Origin of the sequence: Alkalimonas amylolytica, assembly GCF_900107845.1 — a bacterium.
GTDB lineage: Bacteria > Pseudomonadota > Gammaproteobacteria > Enterobacterales > Alteromonadaceae > Alkalimonas > Alkalimonas amylolytica.
In genome coordinates, this window is record NZ_FNRM01000005.1 from 102,081 (window position 1) to 125,677 (window position 23,597).

A 23,597-nucleotide genomic window follows, 5' to 3' on the forward strand; every position below is an offset into this window, starting at 1 on the left:
ATGATAGCTAGCATCATAATTTGGTTTGCCTTTGCTGTGTGGGAGGCCGCTGCAGACTGCTCCAATTTTGCTGCGCGCATTGTTGCCTAGCTTTGAGTCGTAGCAGCAGCGTCATGGGTGCCAATCCGGCAGTCAGTAGCAGTAAGTGCGTCGGCTGCTCACGCCAGGCTGCCAGCAACGACAGTATCAGGACAAACAGCACAGTAGATGCTATATGCTTGAGAAGATTAGTTTTGTGGATCAGCCACCAATTGAAGTAGGTGTGGCTTAGCAGGCACAAGGGCCAGAGCAACAACAGCACCAGGGCAGTGGTAAAGGGTAGCAACCAGAGGATGACTGGTGTTATCGCAATTAAGCCCAGAAATAGCTCCAGAAACGCTTGCCGTTCCAGCTGGTAAAATAGTTGCTGTCGGTTGGAAGCAAGTTGCAACCAGGCAGATCGAACCCGTAGCATCATGGTACTCAGGTTGGCTGCAATGGCAATGACAGGAAATAGCACCGCAAAAGCACTCAATGCCAGTTTGCCATCGAGCTTGGGTATTGCAGTCAAATAAGCCAGTACGATAAAAATAACCGGCAGGTACCAGCAAAGTGCCCAGGTGCGGCAGCATCGAAGCAACAAGTTGTCGTTGGCACCCAGCAGCAAGCTGCCTTGCAGGCTGGCCGGCTGGCAGCGCACCAGCCGGGACAGCTCCCATGGCATGAAACCTTGTTGCCCTTTGCTGCGTTGCAGCCGGCGTGCGACGTTTGAGGGCTGCAGCCAGCTTAGCGCAAACCAGCCAAGCAACAGCGCATTTAGCAAGGCAATAAGCCACCAGGCGAATGGGGGCAGCTGCGTTAAAAAAAGATTCAGATTGAGCAGTTGGGCCAGCAGTAAGGTGCTGAATATCAGCAGCGGCCATAACCGCGCCAGCAGCAAGGACAGCAAAATAACCGTGCAAAACGCAAGCAATCCGAGCTGCAAGCCTTGCCAGAAAATGGCCCCGGTTAGATGCAGCAAGCTACCGCTAAGTAAACCGAATACCAGCGCCACTGCCAGCAATAGGTGACGACTGTGCTGCCGAAAGTGTGGCAACAACAACCAGCTGCGAGCTAGGGTTAGCGGTATAAACTGCAGGGGGATAAAAAATAGCAGCAGCATCATGGCAACCAGGGGCACCACGATAATCCCTTGCCAGTCGCTGCTTAGCATGGCAGCAGCGCTGGCCGCGAGCAGCAGTACCCAGAGGATTTGTGTCATCCTGCTGGGCCAAAGCAGGCGATGCGCAATAGAAAGCCAGGCGTTCATCGGTGAAACTCCAGGAAAATGTCTTCTAACCCAAGGTGTTCTACTCGAATCCATGCCTGCAGAGCTTGCTCCAATTCCTCCTTCTGCTCAGGATGCCACTGCGCGAGGGTGATGGTGCCCTGATGGTCCTGCATATGCTGGTACAGACAGTGAGGCAGTGACAAATTTTCTGGCAGTGGTTGTCTGGCGCTGATATGCAGCCTTACTACCGCCTCTTTCAGGGTATCCTGCTCGTCTTGCCACACCAGCTGCTGATCTTTTAACAGCCAGATTTTATTGGCGACCCGCTCCATATCGGTGACGATATGGGATGAGAAAATAATGGCGCTTTGCTGATCAGCAGCGATGGTGACCAATTCGGTTAAAAATTGGCGCCGGGCCATTGGATCCAAACTGGCAACAGGTTCATCCAGGATCAGCAGCTCAGGCTTGTGGCTTAGTGCAAGAATAATCGCCAGCTTTTGCCGCTGACCGGGTGATAATTTGCTGACGGTGCGTGCCAGTGGGATATCCCAGCTCTGGCAGAGACGCTGGCACAGCGCATGGTCCCAGCCTGGCTGGCAACGGGCAAACAGTTTGAGGTGTTCTTCGGCGGTTAATTGCTCTAGCAGTTCATCCTGCTGCGGTACGAAGCCTATTCGTTGCTTTTCGTTTGGCCCTATCTCGGTACTAAGAGTCCCAAACAGCCGTACCTCACCCTGTTCGGGCACCGCAAAGCCAAGAATGGTTTCGAGCAAGGTGGTTTTGCCAGCGCCGTTCTTACCCAGCAGGGCAATCACATCGCCTTGCGTTGCGCTGGCGGTGATGTCCTTCAGTACCTGGCGGCCTTCGTAGGCACGTCTTAACGCGGTAATTTCCAAAATAGCTGGCATTGAGCACTCCTTGCAAATCAGTCTGTATTAATACACTAATACACATGTGGCCGGACTGCAAGTGTAATTTTCTCTTCTAGCTGGTCCCCAACAAACGCCCAATGCTGTCACCCAAAACGGCAACACTGTAACCAACAATGCCACCAAAACTCATGCCGATGACCAGAGCTCGGGGCAAGGTGCGGCCTAAGTAACGAAGCGGTGTTGTGGCTGCTGGCTTATGAGCTGATCGTGGTGGTTTGAACAGCCAAAACAGGCAGAGCAGGCAAAGCGCAGCCAAACTGAGCAGGGGCACCAGCACACTGCGGGCATCGAACAGCAGCAGCGCCACCATCAAGGCTAGCGGTATCAGCAGCGTCAGCACAAAAGGCAGTTTCAGCTCGGCCAGCCAGGCGGCGCTTTCAGGCTCAGCCAGCAGCTTCTGATCGGCGCCTTCGTACAGCACGATTTCCTGTTGACTGAGCAGAGCGCCACCACGCAAAAATTCAACCTTGATGGTATGCATCAGGCCAGGCTCTATGCGAATACGGATGTGTTTGCCTGCACTTAGCTCGACCAGATAATTGCCGTTCATGGTCCAGTTCAGCCGGTTGATCTTGACGTCGCCATCCACCAGCACGGTTTCACGACCGGTTAAACCATTCAGGCGTACTTCGATCTGATGGCCATCAATCTGTTGCACTACGGTTGGTTTATAGCTCATCGGTTCCCTCCTGATCCTTGTCTTGTTCTGTCTCGGTATAGGCCAAAATATCGCCTGGCTGACAGTCCAGTACCTGGCAGATGGCACTTAAAGTGCTAAAGCGAATGGCTTTTGCCCGGCCGCTGCGCAGCACGCTGAGGTTTTGTGGTGTGATGCCAATCTGTTCCGCCAGCTCGTTGGATTTCATTTTGCGGATAGCCAGCATCACATCCAGATTTACGGTAATCGCCATGAAGTTCTCGTCTGTAGTCAGATCGTCAGATTTTGCTCGTCTTCCAGTTGCGCGCTCAGCTTGAGTTTGGCAACAGCCAGCGGCACGATGCAGCCAAGGCCAATCAGCGGCAGGTTCAGCTGTGCCAGTAAGCTAAGCAGGTGCAGCTCTTCGCCCCAATACAGCAATAAACTGCAAAGAAATAGGGCCGGAAACAGGGCTGCCACCAGACAACCGCTGGCCAGTTGCATCCAAAGCCTGCGACTTTCTTTTTGGAACAGTTGGCCCTGGGAGGCGCTTAGCAGCAGGCGCTGGATAATCAGCCCCAGCCCAAGCGCGGTAACCAATTGGGCCAGCCACAGCGCTCGTTGCTGGGCCCGGTCCAGCTGCTCTGGTGGAAACAGCAGGTCCGGTAGCAGGGCAAGGGTATGCACCAGGCTAAAGGCAAGCAAGCCCCAGATCACAAAGCGGCTGCGCTGGTAAAGTACATTGGCATATTGTTGAATGATCATGCTGGCCTCAGTGGTTGTTCAGAAAATGATCAAGCTGTTTCAGCACAGGGCGCAGTAAATGCAAGCCATAGTAAATGACACAAGCGGCGATGATCAGCAGGCCGTTAAAGCGCCAGCTGTCATTGGCGATCCAGCTGCCGAGCTCATAGCCGAGCATCAGGCCGCCGAACATCAAAAACAGGATGGCGGCCAGGGTTTGTTGTTTTAGTGAGTTGGACATAAGCGACTCCATGCGTGTTGTTTTATCTATAACCGCATTAAAGCCAGGAATGGATTGAAAAGCAATTACTGTTTATCGATAAACGATGATTAATTATTGCAAAATGTTTCTGGCCGTATGGGTCCTGGCCTAAAAGTAAGAAAAATCAGCTTACAAGCAGCTGTGTTGCTATTACACTGCGAGCTGACGGAGCTGCAAGGAGAGAATAGAATGACATTATTACGCATGATGTGGCTGGGAGTAGGGCTGTTGTTGGCAGGTTGCGCGCAGGTCAGTGACTTAGCCAGCTACAGTGTGACCGAGCAGCAATTGCAGCAGTTGATGTTGCGTCAGCTGGATCAGCTCACGCAGCAAACCCGGTTGGCAGGCATGCCGGTGGCACTGGCGGTGGAGGATATGCAGGTGCGTATCGGGCCTGATAACAGTGATGTTGTGCGGCTTGGTACCAAAGCCAGTGCGGTGTTCTCGGCTTTTGGCCTGCATTACCCGGCCAGTTTGCAGCTGCAGATAGAGGCTTCCCCTTACTACGATGGTGAGCAAAATGCGGTATTTTTGCGCAATCTACGCTTGCTGGATTCCAGTATCGATGCCGCCGGCTATCGTGGCAATTTAGCACCACTTAGTACCGAGGTACTGCAGCTGGTCAATGCCTGGTTGCAAGATCAGCCGGTGTACCGGCTGGATGAAAATGATCCGACCCAGCGGCTGTTGATGCAGATGCCGCTGAATATGGCGGTGCAGCAAGGTCGTATTCGTTTTAGTCCTTTGTAAGCGTTCTTAAACAACACTAATACAGATCGCGCCGATACCGCCCCTGTTGCTGCAAGGCCTGCAGCTGCTCAGTACTCAATTCAGTCTGCAGCAGCTGCTCTACTTCCTGGCCCATGCCATGCAGACTGCCGCACAGATAAATAGCCGCACCTTGCTCCAGCCAGGCTTTCAGTTCCGGCATGCGTTCAGCCAGCCGGTGTTGTACGTAACGCACTTCGGCCCCATCGCGGGAAAATACCCGGTCCAGTTCGGGTAAAAAACCCTGCTGTTGCCACAACTGCAGATCTTTGGCAAAGAAGCTATCCACGTTTTGCTGGCGCTCGCCGAAAAGTAGCCAGTTTTGTCGGTGACCACGCCTGACCCGCTCCGCCAGCAAGCCGCGGATACCCGCTATGCCGGTGCCATTGCAAATAAAGACCATAGGCCTGTCATCATCGGGCAGGTGAAAGTTTGGGTGAGAACGAATACGAAACTGAATGGGCTGGCCTTCCAGTGCATAGCTGGTGAGCCAGCCTGAGCCCAGCCCAAGGCCCTGCGCTGTTTTGACCTGCCGTACCAGCAAGGTGAACTGATCTTCCTCGGCAATGCTGGCGATGGAGTAGCTCCGCAGAGGCAATAGCGGTTGTTGCTGCAACCAATGCTCCAGGTTTTCAGTGGCGGAGGGGCCTTGCTGTGGTAAGACGATTTGTGCCAAAGCCCGGCAAAGTGGTATCTGTAGTTGATGAAAACGAACCGTCTGGCAACCGAACACTTTATGCTCTGTTAGCCATAAGGCCACCGTACAGCGGCTATGCTCCGGTTGAATCTCCAGCAAATCGCCGGCCTGCCAGTGCATGCCGTCTTGTCGTGGCAGCTTAATCACAAAGCAGGGATTGCCCTGACTACCGGGGTTAGCGCAATAACGGCTTTGCAGTGGCACTTTTAGCCAGGGTTGGTCGTCTGTTGGTTCCGCTTGTCCTGCGCCCAGCTTTTGCAACAGCTGCTGCCATTGCTGCCAGGGGCTGCTGTCTCGCTGACTTTGATCCCAGTGTACTAAGGGTTGTATGGCTGAGGCATGTTGTTGCGTTAACCAATTATGCAGCCAATGACCAAAGGCACAAAAATGTTGGTAGCTGCGATCGCCTAATGCCAGTACGGCAAACTTTAACTGAGATAGATCGGGCTGTTGTTGTAAGGCCTGGCGCCAAAAGTGCTGGCCATTGTCCGGTGCTTCGCCTTCGCCATAGGTACTGACAATAAAGAGTGCCTGCTCAAAGTTATGCAGTGGCATAGAGGCTAGCGCATTGAGAGGCAGCAGCTGGACTTTTTTGCCCGCCGTTTGCAGCTGTTGGGTGCTGTGGCGAGCCAGTTGCTCAGCCGTGCCGGACTGGCTGGCATAACCAACCAGCCATGCTGGTTGCTGCTGATCCCGCCGACCAGCTGAGCGTTGTTGATACCAAAACGTCAGATAATGCCAGCCAAGCAGCAACAGCTGGGTGAGCAAGCACCAGAGCAGTACAAACTGCAGATTCAAGGGATGGGCGGTCAGCCAGAGTAAGGCCAGCAAGGCGATAAAAGCCAGCAAGCTGACTTGTTCAAACCAGGCCGCAGAAAAAAAGCGTCCGGATGCTCTGACTTGGGTGCCGGTCAGGATCCAGCCAAGGAAGAAAATGGCGGCGGAGAATACGGCTTCATGTAAAAAAGGCAGTGACAGTGAAAGCATAACCAGCACCCGGGATAGGAAAAAAGGGGCAGCTTTCGCTGCCCCAAAATGCAGGACAAGTTAACAACGACCAGGAAATAACGCTGTAAAGCGTACGCCAGTTTCCCGACAAGAAGCATCATAGCGAAGAATAAATCTAAATGCAAATAGTTATCATTAATTATTTTGCTCGATTTGAATTTGTTAACAGCAACTGCAATACTCAAAGCATCCTGCTTTGTGAGACGTGTTATGTTCCGGTGTCGTTTCAATGCACTCCTGTGGAAGTTGAGTTTATGGCTGCTGCTGTTATGCACCGGATCTATTGTCTGGTCTGCGCCACAGGTCTATAGCCGCTTTATCCATCTGAATGATAACTTCGATATTTCGCCATTGGCTACCCGCATGGTGCAGGATAACAATGGTTTTCTTTGGCTTGGGACTCAGCATGGCTTGTATCGCTTTGATGGTGGTGATGTAACGCGTTTTCAGGCTGATGCAGCAAATGCCAACAGCCTTTCTGCCGACTGGGTCACCAGTTTACTGGTAGAAGGTACCGATACACTGTGGATTGGTACCCGCTATGGCGGCTTAAACCGACTTGATTTAAAAACAGAGCGCTTTGAACAGCTACGCTTTGCCATCGATACCGATGATGTCACGCAGAACGAAATAGCTGTGTTGTATCAAGATGCAACAGACAGAATTTGGGTCGGTACCTATGGAGCCGGGGTGTTTTATTGGGAGCCGGATAAGCAGCGCATCCTTGCTTTGGAAATACCTGCTGAGATTGATGGTGTCTCCACGGCATACATCAACGATATCTGGCTGGATGATAGCCAGCAACTCTGGTTGGCAATAGGCGATGCACCATTGCGAACCAAGGGCCGCGCAACAGGAGGGCTGATTCGTTGGGATCTGAGGTTGCAACAAGGCCAGGGCTGGCATCCAGGGAATTCCGACTTAAGCCATGATTCAGCGACTAGTCTGGCAGCACATCCTGAACACGGCTTACTCTTTGCACTCTATGGTGGTGGCCTGTGGCGTATGAATTCTCTGACTTGGCAACCAGAGCCGATGGCAATGCCGGAAAGCATGCTGCGGATACAGGCGACGTCTATTGGGATGGATGCTGCTGGCAATATTTGGCTTGCCAGTGATGGTCAGGGCCTTTGGTTGTATCTGACCGCAAGTCAGCGCTGGCAACAATTTCAATACCATCCTGAGTTTAACGCCGGTTTACGCAACGCTACCATTAGCAAGCTGTATTTTGATGCTCAGGGCGCCTTGTGGTTGCTGAGCCAGTCGGGCTTTAGCTTACTGGGGCCTGTTGCGCAGCAGGTCCGAACTTTGCCCTTTGGTAGCCGTGATCCGAACTTGCTTGGTGCTGCCAATGTGTTTGGTGTAGAGGCTGTCAGTGAGCAGGAAGTTTGGATCGCCAATCGTGAGGCTGGCGTCGCTTTGTTTAACCCGTTATCCGGCCAGCTGCAGCGCTTTGCGCTGCCTGAGGATGCGATAGGACCAAGCATCGTCAGAGCTGTATTAAAAGAGCAAGACTGGCTTTGGGTTGGCACCGACCGCGGCTTGTACCGCTTGTTACCGGATACAGCCGATTGGCAGTATATGGCGTTGCCGGAGCTGGGTGGGCCACCAACGATCTCCATTATTTACCCGGATGCGCAAGGTCGCTTGTGGTTAGGAAGTCGAGGCTCGGGTTTGTATTTGTTGGATCAGCAGCGTCAGTTCATGCGTCATTACCATACAGGCTCCGAGTCATATCCACTGCCTTTTAACACCATCACCAGTATGGTGATAGATCCTAAGGGGTACTTTTGGCTGGGGTCGTTGGATCGCGGGGTGATTCGTGCTGACCTGGAGCTATCTGACTGGCAACACTGGCGCCAGTTTGATGGCAGTGAGCATGGTTTGGTATTTAACGGCATTCAGCTTATCTATCCGCAAAATGGCCATATTTGGATACGGGCTGGTAATCTGAATCATCGTTGGCTGGATCGCAGCGAGCCGCCTTTTTTTAAAGCCTACCCAACGGATGAGTCCGTCGATGCGGCACTGATTGCTGCCGATGAGTTTCGTCTGCTTTATCGCTCGCACTGGTTACCAGCCAGTCGTTCCTTATTAGAGCTAAATGTATCGCATGGCATGCAGGAAACAACCTGGATTGGTGCCTGGGAATTGGCTGATGGCATGATTTACCGAGGAGGGAGCAGTGGCATGGATTACTTCCGGCCACAGGATTTACCTCAGGATCACACCATACCGGCCGTACAACTTACCCGGTTTAGTTTGTTCAACCAGACCGTGCTGCCAGGCAGCAGTAAGCTGTTGCCGCAGGCATTGCCGTACTTGGACCGGCTGGTGCTTAAGTACAAAGAAGATATGTTCAGTATTCGGTTTGCGGTGCCATCTTTGTTGCATCAGCAGCAATTGCAGTATCGTTATCGGCTGCAGGGTTTTGATCGGGATTGGATTATGACCAGCGCCAACGAGCGCATTGCTACCTATACCCGGCTACCACCTGGCTTGTATCAGTTTGAAGTAGCGGCCAGACTGGGTAATGGCGAATGGCAGGAATCCGCAATACTTCCTATTCAGGTGTTGCCGCCTTGGTGGATGACCTGGTGGTTTCGTGGGTTGATCATTGCCGCTGTGATTTTTGCACTCTGGCTATGGCTGCATCTTAAAATGCAAGCCGAGCGGACGATGCGCCGTGAATTGCAGCATCAGGTTACTAAGCGGACCCTGGAGCTCAGGGAGAAGCATGATGCCTTAGAGTCTTCTAATAAAGATTTGACCTTATTGCAAAAAATTGGCCGGGAAATAACTTCCTCACTGGATCTGGATCAGGTGTTATCACGTTGCCACCAGATGCTTAGTGAGCTGATTGATGTGCATGTGATGGTCATTGGCCTGCACCGGCCTCAACTGCAACAGATCGAGTTTGTGTTCTGGTTGGAGAATAACCAACAATCACCCAGCTTCAGTATTGATAAAGATGACCCAGCCGTGTTGGCGTCCTTGTGTTTTAACCAAAGGAAAGAAATTCAGGTCAATCAGCGCTCGGATTTTTTCAAATTCTTTAGCAGTATGCCTCAGCCCCTGTCTGGTGAGCCGATGCAATCTGTGATTTATATCCCGTTAATGGTCAATCAGCAAGCCGTGGGGGTTTTTTCAGTGCAAAGCCCCAGACCCTTTGCCTACAGTGAGTCACAACTGGATTTATTACGTACCCTGGCCAGCACCATCGCTATTGCGGTGGTCAATGCCGATACCTTTACCCGCCTGCAGCAAACTCAGCAGCAACTGGTGATGCAGGAGAAAATGGCTTCTTTGGGGGGCTTAGTGGCTGGCGTTGCCCATGAAATCAACACCCCGCTTGGCATCTGTGTCACTGCCACCAGTCATTTAAAAGCCGAGTTTGAGCTACTGCAGCGTGCTTTTGTCGAGAAAAAGCTGCAGCAGTCACAGTTCAATCGCTTCTTACAGCATATGCAGGATGGCCTGAAAATTCTGGAAGTGAATACCGAGCGGGCCGCAGCCCTGGTACAAAGCTTTAAGCAAGTCTCGGTTGATCAATCGGCCGATGGCAGCCGTGATATCGAGTTGGCCAGTTATCTGCGGGATGTGCTGCTGTCTTTGCAGCCGCAATTGAAAACTGTGGCTTGCCAGTTTGAGCTGAACTGCCCGGATGGTATCCATTGGCATACTGATGCCGGAGCGGTAGCACAGATCATTACCAATCTGGTCATGAACAGCATCAAGCATGCCTTTACCAATATCAGCCAGCCACAAATTTCACTTGATATCAGCCAGCAAGGCCGGCAGCTGCAGTTGAATTTTCGGGATAATGGCCAGGGCATGGATGCGGTCAGTCTGCAGCGCCTGTTCGAGCCATTTTATACCACCAAGCGCTCGCTGGGTGGCACCGGCCTGGGTGCTCATATTGTCTATAATCTGGTGACGGCGCGGCTAAAAGGCCAGATCAAAGTCAGCAGTGAACCGTGCCAGGGCTTGCACTACCAGATTACCCTGCCAATGGATGCTTGCTAAAATCTTTCTTTTCGTTAAAATATCTTTCAAACCGAAACTTGTGGTGCTGAATGAATAAACGCAATACCCAACAACGTCGTCATTTGATCATGGCCGAGCTGCAGCAGCATGGTGAGGTTTCGGTGGAGCAGCTGGCCGAGCGCTTTCAGACGTCGGAAGTAACCATTCGTAAAGATCTTACGGTGCTGGAAGAAGCCGGTTTATTACTGCGGCGTTATGGCGGTGCTGTGCTGGTGCCACAGGATTTTGTGACCGAATCCAGTCTGGAGCAAGTTTCGAAGCGAAAGATGGCGATTGCCAAAGCGGCTGCCAGTTTGATCAAAGATCACTACCGCATCATCATCGACAGCGGTCGTACCACCGCCGCTTTATTGCCCGAGCTGGCGCATAAGCAGGGCCTGGTGGTGATGACCAATTCGCTGGCAGTGGCCAATGCGCTGCGTGAGCTGGAAAACGAGCCTACCTTATTGATGACCGGTGGCAGCTGGGACTCGCAGTCCGAATCCTTCCAGGGCCAGCTGGCCGAGCAGGTGCTGCGCGCCTACGATTTTGATCAATTGTTTATCGGTGCCGATGGGCTGGATTTGGCGCGTGGCACCACCACCTACAACGAGTTGTACAGCCTAAGCCGGGTGATGGCCGAGGTTGCGCGTGAAGTTATTGTGATGGTGGAGTCCGATAAACTGGGCCGCAAAATTCATAATCTGGAGCTGCCCTGGCAGGCGATTAAAGTGCTGGTGACCGATACCGGCTTGTCCAAAGCCGATGCAGCCATGATTGAACAACAAGGTGTCAGCGTGATCCGCGCTGAGGTCGATAGTTAACCATTTAAGGTATCAGAACATTTTTAGGGAGTTTCTATGTGCGGAATCGTAGGCGCTGTGGCGCAAAGGGATGTGGCAGAAATTTTACTGGAAGGCTTGCGCCGGCTGGAATACCGCGGCTATGACTCCGCCGGTTTGGCCGTGCTGAACCCGGAAACCGGCTTGCAGCGCTGTCGACGTCTTGGCAAAGTCAAAGAGTTGGTGGATGCAGTTGCGGCTGAGCCGCTCAGTGGCGGTACTGGCATTGCCCATACCCGCTGGGCCACCCACGGCGAGCCGAGCGAGCGCAACGCCCATCCACACGTCTCCAGCCGCATTACCGTGGTGCACAACGGCATTATTGAAAACCACGAGCCGCTGCGTCAGCAACTGCAACAGCAAGGCTATGTCTTTAACTCCGATACCGATACCGAAGTCATAGCGCATCTGGTCGAGCAAGAGCTGCAGCAGACCGATTCGTTACTCACCGCCGTGCAAAAAGCCGTGGCTCAGCTGCATGGTGCTTACGGCACTGTGCTAATGGACAGCACCGATGCCAGTCGTCTGGTGGTCGCCCGCTCCGGCAGCCCGCTGGTGATAGGGGTTGGCATCGGCGAGCACTTTATTGCTTCCGATCAACTTGCCTTGTTGCCGGTGACCCGTCGCTTTATCTTTTTGGAAGAAGGCGATGTGGCCGAAATTACCCGCCACAGCGTGCAGATCTTTGATAAAGACGGCCAGCCGGTCGAGCGCGAGCTGCACGAGTCCAATGTCAGCTACGATGCCGGTGATAAAGGCCCGTACCGTCACTTTATGCTGAAAGAAATCTATGAGCAGCCGCATGCGGTCAGCAATACGCTGGAAGGCCGTTTAAGTGCCGACTCGGTGCTGGATGAAACCTTCGGTAATGGCGCCAGCGAGCTGTTTAAGCAGGTGCAGCATGTGCAAATCGTTGCTTGTGGTACCAGCTACCACTCCGGCATGGTAGCCCGCTACTGGCTGGAAGCCATGGCCGGGGTATCCTGCAATGTGGAAATCGCTTCCGAGTTTCGTTACCGCAAATCCTTTGTGCAGCCAAACAGCCTGCTGGTGACCATCTCCCAGTCTGGTGAAACCGCCGATACGCTGGCGGCACTGCGTCTGGCTAAAGAGCTGGGTTACCTGGGCAGTTTAACCATCTGCAACGTAGCGGGCTCTTCGTTGGTGCGCGAATCCGACTTAGCCTTTATGACCCGGGCTGGGGCCGAAATCGGCGTGGCTTCCACCAAAGCCTTTACCACCCAGCTGGTGGGCCTTGCCATGCTGAGCCTGGCCATTGGCAAACACCATGGCATGGATGCGGCCACCCAGCAGCAGCTGGTGCAGGCATTGAATCAGTTGCCGGCGGTGCTGGAACAAAGCTTAACCCTGGCCGGCCAGATTGAAGCTTTGGCCGAAGAATTTGCCGACAAGCACCATGCGCTGTTTTTAGGTCGTGGCGATCAGTACCCGATTGCGATGGAAGGGGCGCTGAAGCTAAAAGAAATCTCCTACATTCACGCCGAAGCTTACGCCGCCGGCGAGCTCAAGCATGGCCCGCTGGCGCTTATTGATGCCGATATGCCAATCATCGTGGTGGCGCCGAACAACGAGCTGCTGGAAAAACTGAAATCCAACGTCGAGGAAGTCCGCGCCCGTGGCGGCATCCTGTACGTGTTCGCCGATGCCGACGCCCGATTCCAGTCCGACGACACCATGCGGGTGATCAACGTACCACACAGCCACCCCTGGTTGGCCCCGGTGCTCTACACCATCCCGTTGCAGCTGCTGAGCTACTACGTTGCCATCATCAAAGGCACCGATGTGGATCAGCCGCGGAATTTGGCTAAGAGCGTGACGGTGGAATAACAGCCTCTGTTGTGTGGTTAAGCATTAACCTTTTAAACTATGCAGGCCCCGATATTCGGGGCCTTGCTTATTATGCTGCCTGCGCTTGAACCCAAAAGCTCTTTTCCTTTTTCACGGCTTGGCTTAGTTTAGATAGAACATCCTTAAGGACTTGAGCCCTCAGCAGTAAAGGGAAGTTATGACTTAGTTGAATTATGTTTTTCAGCGTAGACTTTAGACCTACTCAAAAATATCCAACAAATCAGTTTCGAATTTCAACCCACCAAGGTTGTGTTTTTCGCATAGCAACCTGAACTTCTCACTGGCGTACAGCGCGGTGCAACCTTGCAACTTTGAGCGAAATACACAGCGGTTATTGTTGGCGATATCCGCATTGTCAAACACCAGCGATCGCACGCCGTCCGGTTCACCATCCAGATAGTTGCGCTCTGTCAGTGACCGATCTTCAGCGGCGAATGACTGACAGTTAAATAGATAAGTAGACTGGCCATCCACAGTGATTGGTAGAAACTCACCTTCATGTTTTAAATCCGCGGCAAGTGCGTCATACGCTAGCTGATACGCCATCTTATTCACCTGTCCACTGAGGAAGGATGATCCGCTTTTAACAATGAAGCCAGAAATTTCGTAAAGGGCACGATGTCCTGTTGCACGCTTGCCGCTTCTAAGGCATTCATGTATTCCGTGCGTCTCTCTACCGGTATGATGGTCCATGGGTACTGACCTGCCGCCATCATCAGGTTCATGAGGAACCGCCCCATCCTGCCATTGCCATCAAAGTAAGGGTGAATATAGACAAACATGAAGTGGCCTAATACCACTCTTACCGCGGCATTGTCCTCTTCCGCCAACAAGTCAAATAAGGTTGGCATCATATCCCTTACTGCTTCCCGGCTTGGTGGGGTATGCTTTGATTGGCGAATATAGACTGGCCCGGTCCGGTAGCCTGCCAGGTCGGCTGTTTTTAGGATGCCGGCTGCCACGCTTGGGCCAAATAGAGCCAGGTACCAGTCGCTGTGGCTTTGCTCTAATACCTCGCCCGGGTTTTTGCCTTCAAGTACCGCTCGAATGGCCTTTTTGACTTGCTGAAAACTATCCCAATACCCTTTTGCAGCCATGGCATCCAAGTGCTGTTTGCTCTCATCCGATGTTTCTGGTTGCCAGTTGCCCGAGCGGACGAGTTCAATCAACTCACGGGTTACCCGATAACCTTCAATGGATAATGAATGGTATGCATCAGTCACATATTTGTCGTCAACGTGTGCCATGTAGCTTTCAATATTCATAGCCTGGTTTGCTGAAGCAGGAAAGTGCTCAATGATTGCTGCACGCATAGTCGCCCACATTAAGCGTATTCGGTTCATAGAAGGCGAAATGTCACGGCGGCCAAAGTGGACACTTATTGCTTCATTAAATGGATCGTCCTCTTGTACCTTGAAGTCGGCTGCTTGCATGCCTTTAAGCAGGTTGTCTGCAATCAGATCCCGGCCAATATTTCGAAAGGCTCCGGCTAAGCGGCCAGCAACAACGCTATGGCCACCCTGCAGCAAAACGGATAACAGGTCTGATGCATCTGTCACCATCGACAGCGCTGTTCTCATTTGGATTGGGGCCTGCACAAACTGATTGGCGGAACTGTACACCAATGCAGCCGCTAAACTGTATACATTCAGACCTGCTATAGTTTCAATATTGCCAGCATCAGGCAGCTTGAGTCTGACATCAAAGACAGAGGTATTGTGCAGCAAGGTCGTTGGCTTATTGTTGCCTTTGGGGGAACGTACCAACAACTGTTGTGGCACGGTCCTGTCGCCAATATGTAAGTGGATGGATTGCTCCGGTGATAAACACCACTCAGAGCCAAAGCGTTCGGTTAAATAGGTCGCACAGAAGTCCCAGTAGGATGTGTACCAGGAGGTGCTATCCCCAGGCTTCTCGTCAGGCATGGCAGGAATGTACCAGCCGCGAATGACTTCCTGGATAAAGCCATATTTTTGTAATCGTTCACGATGAAGCCGGCTCAGCTGTTTAGACTGAATGGCAACGGCACCATTGTCCTGCAGCAGTTGTAATTGCTCAAGTGAATCAGCCAGCTTTTGTGTTACATCGTTCATGATGCTTTTTCCAAATGGTATCTAGCAACCCGATTATAGGTTTTAGTGTTATACTACTTATAGGTTTTAATGTCATTTCATTTGTAGGTTTTAGCGCTCAGTTGTTTGTAGGTTTTCATGCTTGATTCAAGTTGTGAAATTAAAGATGTCGGATCATATCGATCATCCGGTTCAAGCCGGCTGGCTGGCTTTGGCTGCTACCAGCGTGCTGGCGCTCTGGCGGGGTGCCCGATTTAGTGTTGCCAGCTATCAGCAGCATTATGCGCCTGTCGAGGTTGGTGCCTGACGCTTTACTTTTGCTGCAGCACTGATTAGAATTTCACCACTTCCCACTTTGGAGCCGATGCCGACATGAAGCAATGACACCTGACAATCCGCACTTGTTTATTTCTGGATTCTCGGGGGTCTTCTGGCATCGTCCTGCATTGCAGCGGTTCTGGCTGCGGTGATTGATACCCACTACTGATTTGCAGGCTATGCCGCCCCCGTAAGGAGGCTGTATGTCGTATTTTTTTGCCCATCACCTCAGTTATACCCTGCCGGATGGCCGGCTGTTATTGCAGTCGCTCGATATTAGCTTGCAGGCCGGGCTGCAGGGGCTGACGGGGGCCAATGGCAGTGGCAAGTCGGTGCTGCTGGAGCTGTTGGCCGGGCAGCGTCCGCTGCAACAGGGCAGTATTCAGCGCCAGGGCAGTCTGGGCTATTTTGCCCAGTTGCAGCAACAGGGCTGGCGTCAAGCTGGTCCTGTGGCCGATCTGCTGCAGCTGCGCGAGCCGCTGGAAGCTTTGCAACGGATCATGGCAGGCAGCTGCGCCGAAGCCGATTTTGAACGGCTTGCTGAGCAGTGGACCCTGGCAGAAGAGCTGGCTGCGCAATTGCAAGCCCTTGGTCTTAGCGGTGATGTCTGGCAGCCCTGTGCTGAGCTCAGTGGCGGCCAGCTCAGCCGTTTGTTGCTGTGGCAGTTGTTTCGCCAGCAACCGGACTGGTTGCTGCTGGATGAACCAGGCAATCATTTGGATGCCAGTGGCCGCGCCTGGCTTCAGCAACAGTTGCTGGCTTACCCCGGGGCCGTTTTGCTGATCAGCCATGATCCCGCTTTGCTGGAGGTGGTGCCGGTGCTGTACCAGTTGCAGCAAGGTAAGCTGCAGCGATACGGCGGCGGTTTTTCTTTGTACCAAAGCCAGCAGCGTGCGGAGCAGCAAGCGGTGGCGCAGGCGCTGGCGCAGCGTAAAAAAGAGCAGCGTCAGCTGGAGCACAGCATTGCACAGCGCGAGCAAAAAGCGCAGCGGCGCGCGCGCAGTGGCAAGTTGCAACGTGCCAGTGGTAGTCAGTCTAAGCTGTTGCTGGATGCGCGGCAAAACAGTGCCGAGCAGTCCGGTGCAGCCAGAAAACGCCAGGCCGATGCCGAGCGCCGGCGTTTGCAACAGCAGTTGGGCCAGCTGATGGAACGCCAGCACAACGAGCAGGCGTTGAGCTTTCAACTGCCCACGCAGGCACAGCAGGCGGGTGAGCAGCTAAGGCTGCAGGATCTGGTGTTGTGTTTTGGTCTGGCCGAACCTGTCAGCCTGGTGGTGTCGTTTGGTGATAAGCTGTGGTTGCAGGGCAATAACGGCACGGGCAAATCGGTGTTGCTGCGCACCATCAGCGGCAGCTTAGCACCAAGGGCCGGCTTGCTGCGTTGCTCGTCACCCTGTCACTATCTGGATCAATACTTTAGCCTGCTCGATCTTGAGCAAACTGCCCTGGATAACCTGCAGCAACTGGCCCCGTGTTTGGGGGCTACCGAGGCCAGAACGGCATTGGTGGCGATTGGTTTAGCGGCGCAGCAATGGACGCAACCGGTACGCAGCTTAAGTGGTGGTGAGCGTATGAAGTTGGCGTTACTGGCACTAACCCGGCCACAGCCGCAGATGCCTTTGTTGCTACTGGATGAGCCAGACAATCATCTGGATCTGCAGGCCAAGGCGTACCTGGCAAGGCAGCTGGCCAACTGGCCCGGTAGCTTTGTGCTGGTATCGCACGATGAGGGCTTTGCCAGAGACTGTGGTTGCAATCAACAACTGGCACTAACACAACAGCCCGGCTAAACCGGGCTGTTTCAGACTAAGTGCTGGTTAGTCTGCTTTGGCATCCATATGCATCCGGCTTTCAATCGCAATGCCTTGTGCTTCGATGTCCAAACTCAGATCCAGTTGAAAGGGGGTGTCTTTCATGGCTTCAAACTCGGGCGGTAATTCAGCACCTGTGGCGGCCATACTGTCAGCCATGGCGGTAAAGAAACGGGCGTAGTTCATGCCAAAGTGCAGCAAGCCATTTTGACTAAGCGCGGTGCCTGCCAGAGCTTTGGCCTGGCGGCTGGCTTGCTCTCCCTGATAAATCAGCGCGTGATCCTGGGTCAGCATCAACTTCGGTGCCATGCCAAAGGCCGCCGCCATTGGGAAGAGTTCATTCAGCTCTAACTCTTCGCCCTGAGCAGGGAAAGGCATATCGGCCAGCGGTGGATAAAACATCAGCAGACTTTGCAGCAGGCTGTGGGCATTGTCAGCCGACAGGCTGAACAGCCCATCAACAACAGCTGGCATGCCTGTGGCCGGGTCCATCTGGATATCATTCAGGGTGAAAGAGGCACCTTTGACCGAGCCGGCCATACCGGCCATCGCCAACGCTGCCATTGGATTGCTGGCTTTCATGGCGGTTTGCAGTTCAACCAACGGAGCACACTGCAGGCTGGCATTGCTGGTGGCAGCCCATAGCTCTCCAACGGCGGGTAGCAATTGGCTAATATTCAGGCCCAGAGCAAGCTGTAGCAGGCTGGTGTCATTGGATTGCTGGACGTGCGGTGCAATAAAACCACGCAATTTGCTTAAGGAGGCGATGGCCGATTTGTCGCTGCTGGCAATCAGCATCCGGCTGCTCATGGGTTGCTTATTCAGCTGGTTGTCAAAATAAATGCCAGGCCAGTTGGCGGCAATGGCGGCGGTATCAGCCTGACAGGCGGTTGTCTGCCAGTCGGCCATGATGACTGTAAGATCATCATCGAACAGGGCATGCAGATCGCGGGCCAGACGATTCTGGTTGTTGCTGGTGATGGCTTTAAGCAGTTCGGCGCTGCGGATCATGCCAAAGCTGGCTTCTTGCAACTGGTAGCGCTTGGCCAATGGTGCGACTGTACTTTGCCAGTTCAATGCATCGGCTGGCTTGCGAATCGCCAGAGCTTCAGCGTGATGCGCCGGGTCAAAGCCAGATGAGGTCAATACCAGCGTGCCCCAGCCATGTTGCGCTGTAACCAGCAAGTCCAGACTGTGGCCATTGAAAGGAAACAGGGGGTAACGGCGATAGGCTACGCCATCCAGCTCTTCGGCTTGATGCCAAAGCTGACTTTGTTGTTCTACCCGGTCGAAAAAGCGCCAGAACGCCTGTTCATCAGCTAACTGAACCCGGCTGACCGGGGATAAACCAACCAGATAAAACAAGCTACGAAAGTCATGGCCGATGCCGGTGAGCTCAGTCAGTTGCTCTGGCTGATTCATGATTTGCAGATAATTTTCCAGCAAAGCGCCAAGGAAATGGCCGCTGTTATTATCCGTTGCGCTAAGCAGGCCAGTTAACATATCCAAGGTTTGTTGCGTATCCTGTGGATACAACTGCACCTGCTTCAGGTAGCGCACCAGATCGAAGGGTTCCTGCTGAACGGTTAACAGGGCGGTGTCTGCCGGAATGTAGCTCAGTTGCTCTGACGAGCGCTCAACGCCATTGGCAGTAAGCTTCATGTAAGCAAAAAGTGCTGCTGCCAGTAAAGCCGCCGCGATAATAAGGGTACGCATGGTATCTCCTGAACTATGCCATGGCACCACCTCGTCCTTGGGGTGTGAAGCAGTACCGATTAATGTTAAATTTGTAAGTGGTGTATCATAACTTTAGTTTTGCTTTGGTGCAATTGGTTGTGCGTGTGAAACGGTTTCACAACAGCGTGAAACCGCTTGGCCTGAACCGTTAACGGCTGATGGATTGCAAAAATGCATCATGCGATCCCAGCTTATCGCTGGTCATGGTGAGGATGGCTTTTAGTTGCTCCATCAGCTCTTGCAGTTGTTGTTCCGTTAAAGCATTAACCAGCGGGTGGTAGTCTTTGGGTACCAGCCCCTGGCCTATCATCACTTGCTGCCAGGCTACCTCGGTAAAAAGCTCGTCTTGCTCGCGGCAGACTTTACCGGATTGGGCAAACAGCTCCATTTTGCGTTGTAAGGACGCAGGAATATCCATCCGCTGGCAATCTTTCCAGTACTGGCTGTCGCCGCGTTGGTTTAGCTTGTAGTGCAGGATGATAAAGTCGCGGATCTGCTCGAACTCCACTTTGGACTGACGATTGTACTCATCCCTATCGGCCTGACTGATGCCATGGTTGGGGAAGAACTTTAACAGCCGCAGCACGCCGGATTGGATCAAATGGATGCTGGTGGACTCAAGCGGCTCCAAAAAACCGCTGGCTAAGCCAATACTGACCACATTTCGGTTCCATTGTTTTAAGCGGCGGCCGGTTTTAAAGCGGATAATGCGAGGCTCTGCCAGTGGCTCCCCGTCCAGATTGCCCATCAGGGTAGTGCGAGCTTCCTCGTCACTGCAATACTTACTGGAATAAACAAAGCCGTTGCCAATCCGGTGCTGCAGTGGAATGCGCCATTGCCAGCCCTTGGCATGGGCGATGGAGCGGGTGTAGGGGGTGATTGGCTCTACTGACTCACAGGGCACAGCCATGGCGCTGTCGGCGGGAAGCCAGTGCGACCAGTCCTCAAAGCCGGTATTCAGCGTTTTTTCAATCAGCAGGCTGTGCAGGCCGGTGCAATCGAGAAACAAATCTCCTGCCACTTGCTGGCCATTCTCCAGCAACAGGCGTTCGACATCGCCGCTGTCCGGGTTCAGCACCACCTCACTCACCTTGCCTTCGATGCGATTTACCCCTAGCTGCTCACTGAAGCGGCGTAGGTACTGAGCATAGAGGCCGGCATCAAAATGATAGGCATACGACAAGCCCGGCAGATTCACCCCTTCAATGCGGTTCAGCTTGCTGAACTTGTTTTTATGGGCTGCCTGATAGGCGAGCGAAAAGTCCCAGAAGTCAAAGCCCATACCAGCTTGCTGGCTGCGCAGCCAGAAGTGATGAAAGCTGCAGGACGGGAACTCTTTGCCGATGCCGCCAAAGGCATGCATGTACGAATCGCCCAGTTGGCCCCAGTTCTCGAACTGAATGCCGAGCTTGATGCTGCCCTTGGTTTCGCGTAAAAACTCGGCCTCATCAATGCCGAGCGCGGCATTGAACGTCATAATCGGCGGTATGGTGGCTTCCCCTACGCCAACAATGCCAATTTGCTCGGACTCCACCAGGGTGATCTGAATGGCTTTGCCCAGCATTTTCATTAGCAACGAGGCGCTGATCCAGCCAGCGGTCCCACCGCCAACGATGACCAGCTGTTGAATACGTTGTGATGTCATGGTGTTTACCCAATAAAAAGCCCCTGACTACTAAGGTAGCTCAGGGGCTGGATTCCTACTAGCTCGTCATCAGAACTTGTAACTGAAACCCAACAGGAAGTTGCGGCCGTAATCCTGATAATCGCGGATCCGCAGTGCATTGCCTTCGGTGGTGACGAAAGCTTCGTTGGTCAGGTTTTGCCCTTGCAGGAAGATAGACAGACCATCCAGTTTGTCAAAGCCCGCTTCCCCGAAGTCAAAGCCGATTTGGGCATCAACAATGGTTTCACCGTTGATATCGACTTGTTGGGTATCAAAGCCTAAACCATACACATCCCCTTTGAAAGAGCTACGTATACGGGCACTTACCCGCGCCTGGAAGCCATTCTTCTCATAGAATACGGTGTACGACTGGATATTCTTCGACAAACCAGGTAGCTCATAGGCGTTGCCATTTGGCATTTTGACATTCTGATCAATCACGGTGTAGCTGGCCAGTAAACCAAAGCCATCCAACGCATCACTCAGCTCACCCAGTGGTAAAGATACTGAGAATTCCAAACCTTGCAGAGTGCCGCCGCCGCCATTCACTTTACCAAAGCCAGTGGCGGTAGAGGTTGGTGGGATCTGGCCCGTGCTTGGGTCGGCAACGCCGTCCAGCTCGACCTGATAGGTACCATCAAAGATCCAGTTTTTCAGATCTTTCCAGAAGTAGGCAATGGCGAAGTAACCGGCATCACTGAAGTAATTTTCGTACGACAAATCCAGGCCAATGGCTTCTTTGGGTTCCAGCAATGGGTTACCACCGCCAATGCTCCAGAAGTTACCGTTGTCGTCTGGTTGCTGGTTGTAGGTTGCGCCGACCGAGGCATTCATTTCATCCAGGCGGGCCCGAGACATGGTTTTTGCAGCACCAAAGCGCACCGATTGATTTTCGGCCACATCAAAGATCAGGTTCAGGCTTGGCAACAAGTGCGAGTAGCTGTGTTTGACATCGGTCGGCGATGAGACAATCAGGCCACCTTCATTGCCAAAAGCGGTACCCTGTGAGCTTTGTTCGGTACGGATGTAACGCAAGCCGATATTACCGGTGACTGGAATAGTCCCCAGTTCCATTTCCAAATCAGCCTGGGTAAAGAACGACAATACGTCTTCCGATACTTTCCAGGTTTTAAAAGAGTGGCTGTCGTTGGTCAGGCGCTCAGACAATAAGTCGTAATAACCATCGCGCAGCATACGGCCAGAATCATAAGCAATCATATTGCCCATGCCGATAAAGTCCAGATTGACTGAACCCAGCCGGTATTCTTGCGGTACCACCAGTGTATCCGGGAAGTTGCGAAGCGTCATGTAGAAGCCATCGGAGAACTTCTCTTTGGTGCGCTCGCGGTAGGAAACACCGTAATGCATTTGGGTGATGATGCCACCGTTATCCAGCATCTGGCTGGCAGCCAGGCGGAAGGCATTCAGCTCATCATCCACGGTTGGTGTGTTCAGGAAGCCATCCTGCGCTGTATTTTGCAGTGGGTTACCGTCTTCCAGGCCATACTTGTCGTTTAGCGCGGAGCTCCAGCCCCAACTACGAGGGCCGCCCAGCTGGATCAGGTTGAAGTCGCTGTAATCCAGGGTTGGTGTGAAGACTGCACCGGAGTTACCCTGGCGCAGCTCGTAGCTTAAGTTATCGCCCACACCGAAGTTATCGCCACGGCCAGTACCAGCGTAGCTTTCAAAACTCCAAATCGTACGATCAACCGAGGAGTGGCTGACATCAAAGTTTAATGTCCAGTTGTCATTCAGGGTGTAATCCAGGTTCAGACCAAACGATTTCAACTTGGCATCACGGGTTTCCAGATCGTTCCGTACCACCAGGTACTCATCGCTGACTGAGCCTCGGGTGACAAAGCCAGTGGCTGGGTCAATTTCCTGAGCCGAGGTGCCGCGGCCATAACCCCAGGCAAAGGGGATCTCAATACCACGCAGGATTTTTTCATCACTGAAATCAACATAGAGCGCATCGAACACCAGCTTCAGGTTATCGGTTGGCAGGGCTTCTACCACCAGCATGGCTGAGTCACGCTTCAAAGTCGAAGAGCGGACAAAAGGCTTGGCGCCACCTAAAATGGCGTATTGCTGACCATCCACTTCAAAATCCGGATAGCCCCAGGCGTTCCAGCGTTTTTCCTGGTTTGGCGAGTTCATTTTGGTGTAAGCAAAGGCAATCCCAACCCGATCATCGGCGAACTGATCGATGTAGGAGAAGGTGCCACGGAAGCCAGTATCATTGCCATCCGGGTTCAGTTTGCTGTGGCCGCTTTTTTCCATCTGGCCGTTCACCTGCACGGTACGCTCACGATTTAAAGGACGCACGGTTTGCAGATCAATCACGCCGGCGATGCCTTCTGCTTCCAGCATAGCTCCAGGGGTTTTATAAACGGTGACGCCGCTCATAATTTCAGAAGGATAAAGGTCGAACTCAACGCCACGGTTGTCACCAATCGACACCTGCTCACGGCCATTGAAAGTAGTGGCACTCTCGTTCTCACCAAAGCCACGAATGCTGACCCGGCTGGCTCGTCCATCCAGTCGTTGGGCGGTCAGACCTGGCAGACGGGCAATAGACTCGGCGATGCTGGAATCCGGTAATTTGCCGATGTCTTCGGCTGAAATCGCCTCTACGACATTGGTTGAAAAGCGCTTGGTATTAATGGATTCGACCACTGAACGGCGGAAACCTCTAATTTCAATCACTTCCAGTTCGGCTTTTTCTCTGGCGCGCTCGCGTGCTTCGGTGGGTGACAGCCGTTCGGCTTCGGTATCGCTTTCCAGCGCGTACGCGCCAAAATGGCTGATGCCGACGGTGGCCATCGCCATGGTCAGCAAACTGAGTTTAAACTTGTTCATGCCCTTTATCCCCGTGTTGGTTTTTATATGCTTCTGCTTTTTCAGCAGCAGCTAATCCTGTCGTCCTGTTATTTATTAAACTTATTCGGGTGCAACA

18 protein-coding genes are annotated in these 23,597 nt (G+C 53.0%); 6 read left to right on the forward strand and 12 right to left on the reverse strand.

Features of this window, described 5'->3' with window-relative positions; all coding sequences use genetic code 11:
* Positions 1-13 precede the first annotated feature (13 nt).
* The 6 genes from BLW37_RS10950 to BLW37_RS10975 all read right to left on the reverse strand — a co-directional run bounded on the left by BLW37_RS10950 (position 14) and on the right by BLW37_RS10975 (position 3,806).
* A complete protein-coding gene (locus BLW37_RS10950) occupies positions 14-1,288 on the reverse strand; it encodes a hypothetical protein (RefSeq protein WP_091342820.1) in 1,275 nt (424 codons plus the stop codon).
* Positions 1,285-2,160, reverse strand: coding sequence for an ABC transporter ATP-binding protein (locus BLW37_RS10955; protein WP_091342822.1), 876 nt, complete (start codon positions 2,158-2,160; stop codon positions 1,285-1,287). The genes BLW37_RS10950 and BLW37_RS10955 overlap by 4 nt, the downstream gene beginning before the upstream one ends.
* Positions 2,161-2,236: 76 nt before the next feature.
* Entirely contained in the window at positions 2,237-2,863 is a 627-nt protein-coding gene (locus BLW37_RS10960) for a hypothetical protein (protein ID WP_091342824.1), read from the reverse strand.
* Complete coding sequence (locus BLW37_RS10965) at positions 2,853-3,095, reverse strand: helix-turn-helix domain-containing protein (RefSeq protein WP_091342827.1); 243 nt, start codon at positions 3,093-3,095, stop codon at positions 2,853-2,855. The genes BLW37_RS10960 and BLW37_RS10965 overlap by 11 nt, the downstream gene beginning before the upstream one ends.
* Before the next feature lie 17 nt (positions 3,096-3,112).
* Positions 3,113-3,586, reverse strand: a complete 474-nt coding sequence (locus tag BLW37_RS10970) for a hypothetical protein (RefSeq protein WP_091342829.1) — start codon at positions 3,584-3,586, stop codon at positions 3,113-3,115.
* Positions 3,587-3,593: 7 nt separating this feature from the next.
* Entirely contained in the window at positions 3,594-3,806 is a 213-nt protein-coding gene (locus tag BLW37_RS10975; RefSeq protein ID WP_091342831.1) for a hypothetical protein, read from the reverse strand.
* Positions 3,807-4,016: 210 nt separating this feature from the next.
* On the opposite strand from BLW37_RS10975, the gene BLW37_RS10980 reads away from it, so the two are divergent.
* Positions 4,017-4,577: a YceB family lipoprotein gene (locus tag BLW37_RS10980; protein WP_091342833.1), complete on the forward strand. Its 561-nt coding sequence runs from the start codon at positions 4,017-4,019 to the stop codon at positions 4,575-4,577.
* 16 nt (positions 4,578-4,593) lie between these two features.
* On the opposite strand, the gene BLW37_RS10985 is transcribed toward BLW37_RS10980, so the two are convergent.
* Positions 4,594-6,279, reverse strand: a complete 1,686-nt coding sequence (locus tag BLW37_RS10985) for a sulfite reductase subunit alpha (protein ID WP_091342835.1) — start codon at positions 6,277-6,279, stop codon at positions 4,594-4,596.
* Positions 6,280-6,546: 267 nt separating this feature from the next.
* On the opposite strand from BLW37_RS10985, the gene BLW37_RS10990 reads away from it, so the two are divergent.
* Genes BLW37_RS10990 through glmS form a run of 3 tightly spaced genes read left to right on the forward strand, consistent with a single transcriptional unit; the run spans position 6,547 to position 13,016 of the window.
* Positions 6,547-10,326, forward strand: a complete 3,780-nt coding sequence (locus tag BLW37_RS10990) for an ATP-binding protein (RefSeq protein WP_171907601.1) — start codon at positions 6,547-6,549, stop codon at positions 10,324-10,326.
* A gap of 50 nt (positions 10,327-10,376) precedes the next feature.
* A complete protein-coding gene (locus BLW37_RS10995; protein ID WP_091342839.1) occupies positions 10,377-11,150 on the forward strand; it encodes a DeoR/GlpR family DNA-binding transcription regulator in 774 nt (257 codons plus the stop codon).
* A gap of 36 nt (positions 11,151-11,186) precedes the next feature.
* Positions 11,187-13,016 (forward strand): glutamine--fructose-6-phosphate transaminase (isomerizing), encoded by a 1,830-nt coding sequence (glmS, locus tag BLW37_RS11000; RefSeq protein ID WP_091342841.1) that lies wholly within the window; start codon positions 11,187-11,189, stop codon positions 13,014-13,016.
* 219 nt (positions 13,017-13,235) lie between these two features.
* On the opposite strand, the gene BLW37_RS11005 is transcribed toward glmS, so the two are convergent.
* Positions 13,236-13,583, reverse strand: coding sequence for a hypothetical protein (locus BLW37_RS11005; RefSeq protein ID WP_091342843.1), 348 nt, complete (start codon positions 13,581-13,583; stop codon positions 13,236-13,238).
* Between the two features lie 5 nt (positions 13,584-13,588).
* Positions 13,589-15,130: a Fic family protein gene (locus BLW37_RS11010; RefSeq protein WP_091342845.1), complete on the reverse strand. Its 1,542-nt coding sequence runs from the start codon at positions 15,128-15,130 to the stop codon at positions 13,589-13,591.
* Between the two features lie 145 nt (positions 15,131-15,275).
* Here BLW37_RS11010 and BLW37_RS18715 point away from each other — a divergent pair, with 145 nt between their 5' ends.
* Positions 15,276-15,416, forward strand: a complete 141-nt coding sequence (locus BLW37_RS18715; protein WP_171907602.1) for a hypothetical protein — start codon at positions 15,276-15,278, stop codon at positions 15,414-15,416.
* 214 nt (positions 15,417-15,630) lie between these two features.
* Positions 15,631-17,217 carry an ATP-binding cassette domain-containing protein gene (locus BLW37_RS11015; protein ID WP_091342847.1) on the forward strand — a complete coding sequence of 529 codons (1,587 nt, stop codon included), beginning with the start codon at positions 15,631-15,633 and terminating at the stop codon, positions 17,215-17,217.
* Between the two features lie 27 nt (positions 17,218-17,244).
* Here the strand turns inward: BLW37_RS11015 and BLW37_RS11020 are convergent, their stop codons facing one another.
* From BLW37_RS11020 to BLW37_RS11030, 3 genes are all read right to left on the reverse strand, one after another.
* Positions 17,245-18,954, reverse strand: a complete 1,710-nt coding sequence (locus BLW37_RS11020; RefSeq protein ID WP_091342849.1) for a hypothetical protein — start codon at positions 18,952-18,954, stop codon at positions 17,245-17,247.
* Positions 18,955-19,123: 169 nt separating this feature from the next.
* Entirely contained in the window at positions 19,124-20,620 is a 1,497-nt protein-coding gene (locus tag BLW37_RS11025) for a tryptophan halogenase family protein (protein WP_091342851.1), read from the reverse strand.
* Between the two features lie 69 nt (positions 20,621-20,689).
* Positions 20,690-23,500: a TonB-dependent receptor gene (locus tag BLW37_RS11030; protein WP_091342853.1), complete on the reverse strand. Its 2,811-nt coding sequence runs from the start codon at positions 23,498-23,500 to the stop codon at positions 20,690-20,692.
* Positions 23,501-23,597: the final 97 nt, after the last annotated feature.

What these genes read in the sequence shown, in the direction of transcription:
- BLW37_RS10950 (WP_091342820.1), bottom strand. Translation starts at nt 1,288, where the DNA reads ATGAACGCCTGGCTTTCTATTGCGCATCGCCTGCTTTGGCCCAGCAGG.
- BLW37_RS10955 (WP_091342822.1), bottom strand. Translation starts at nt 2,160, where the DNA reads ATGCCAGCTATTTTGGAAATTACCGCGTTAAGACGTGCCTACGAAGGC.
- BLW37_RS10960 (WP_091342824.1), bottom strand. Translation starts at nt 2,863, where the DNA reads ATGAGCTATAAACCAACCGTAGTGCAACAGATTGATGGCCATCAGATC.
- BLW37_RS10965 (WP_091342827.1), bottom strand. Translation starts at nt 3,095, where the DNA reads ATGGCGATTACCGTAAATCTGGATGTGATGCTGGCTATCCGCAAAATG.
- BLW37_RS10970 (WP_091342829.1), bottom strand. Translation starts at nt 3,586, where the DNA reads ATGATCATTCAACAATATGCCAATGTACTTTACCAGCGCAGCCGCTTT.
- BLW37_RS10975 (WP_091342831.1), bottom strand. Translation starts at nt 3,806, where the DNA reads ATGTCCAACTCACTAAAACAACAAACCCTGGCCGCCATCCTGTTTTTG.
- BLW37_RS10980 (WP_091342833.1), top strand. Translation starts at nt 4,017, where the DNA reads ATGACATTATTACGCATGATGTGGCTGGGAGTAGGGCTGTTGTTGGCA.
- BLW37_RS10985 (WP_091342835.1), bottom strand. Translation starts at nt 6,279, where the DNA reads ATGCTTTCACTGTCACTGCCTTTTTTACATGAAGCCGTATTCTCCGCC.
- BLW37_RS10995 (WP_091342839.1), top strand. Translation starts at nt 10,377, where the DNA reads ATGAATAAACGCAATACCCAACAACGTCGTCATTTGATCATGGCCGAG.
- glmS (WP_091342841.1), top strand. Translation starts at nt 11,187, where the DNA reads ATGTGCGGAATCGTAGGCGCTGTGGCGCAAAGGGATGTGGCAGAAATT.
- BLW37_RS11005 (WP_091342843.1), bottom strand. Translation starts at nt 13,583, where the DNA reads ATGGCGTATCAGCTAGCGTATGACGCACTTGCCGCGGATTTAAAACAT.
- BLW37_RS11010 (WP_091342845.1), bottom strand. Translation starts at nt 15,130, where the DNA reads ATGAACGATGTAACACAAAAGCTGGCTGATTCACTTGAGCAATTACAA.
- BLW37_RS18715 (WP_171907602.1), top strand. Translation starts at nt 15,276, where the DNA reads ATGTCGGATCATATCGATCATCCGGTTCAAGCCGGCTGGCTGGCTTTG.
- BLW37_RS11015 (WP_091342847.1), top strand. Translation starts at nt 15,631, where the DNA reads ATGTCGTATTTTTTTGCCCATCACCTCAGTTATACCCTGCCGGATGGC.
- BLW37_RS11020 (WP_091342849.1), bottom strand. Translation starts at nt 18,954, where the DNA reads ATGCGTACCCTTATTATCGCGGCGGCTTTACTGGCAGCAGCACTTTTT.
- BLW37_RS11025 (WP_091342851.1), bottom strand. Translation starts at nt 20,620, where the DNA reads ATGACATCACAACGTATTCAACAGCTGGTCATCGTTGGCGGTGGGACC.
- BLW37_RS11030 (WP_091342853.1), bottom strand. Translation starts at nt 23,500, where the DNA reads ATGAACAAGTTTAAACTCAGTTTGCTGACCATGGCGATGGCCACCGTC.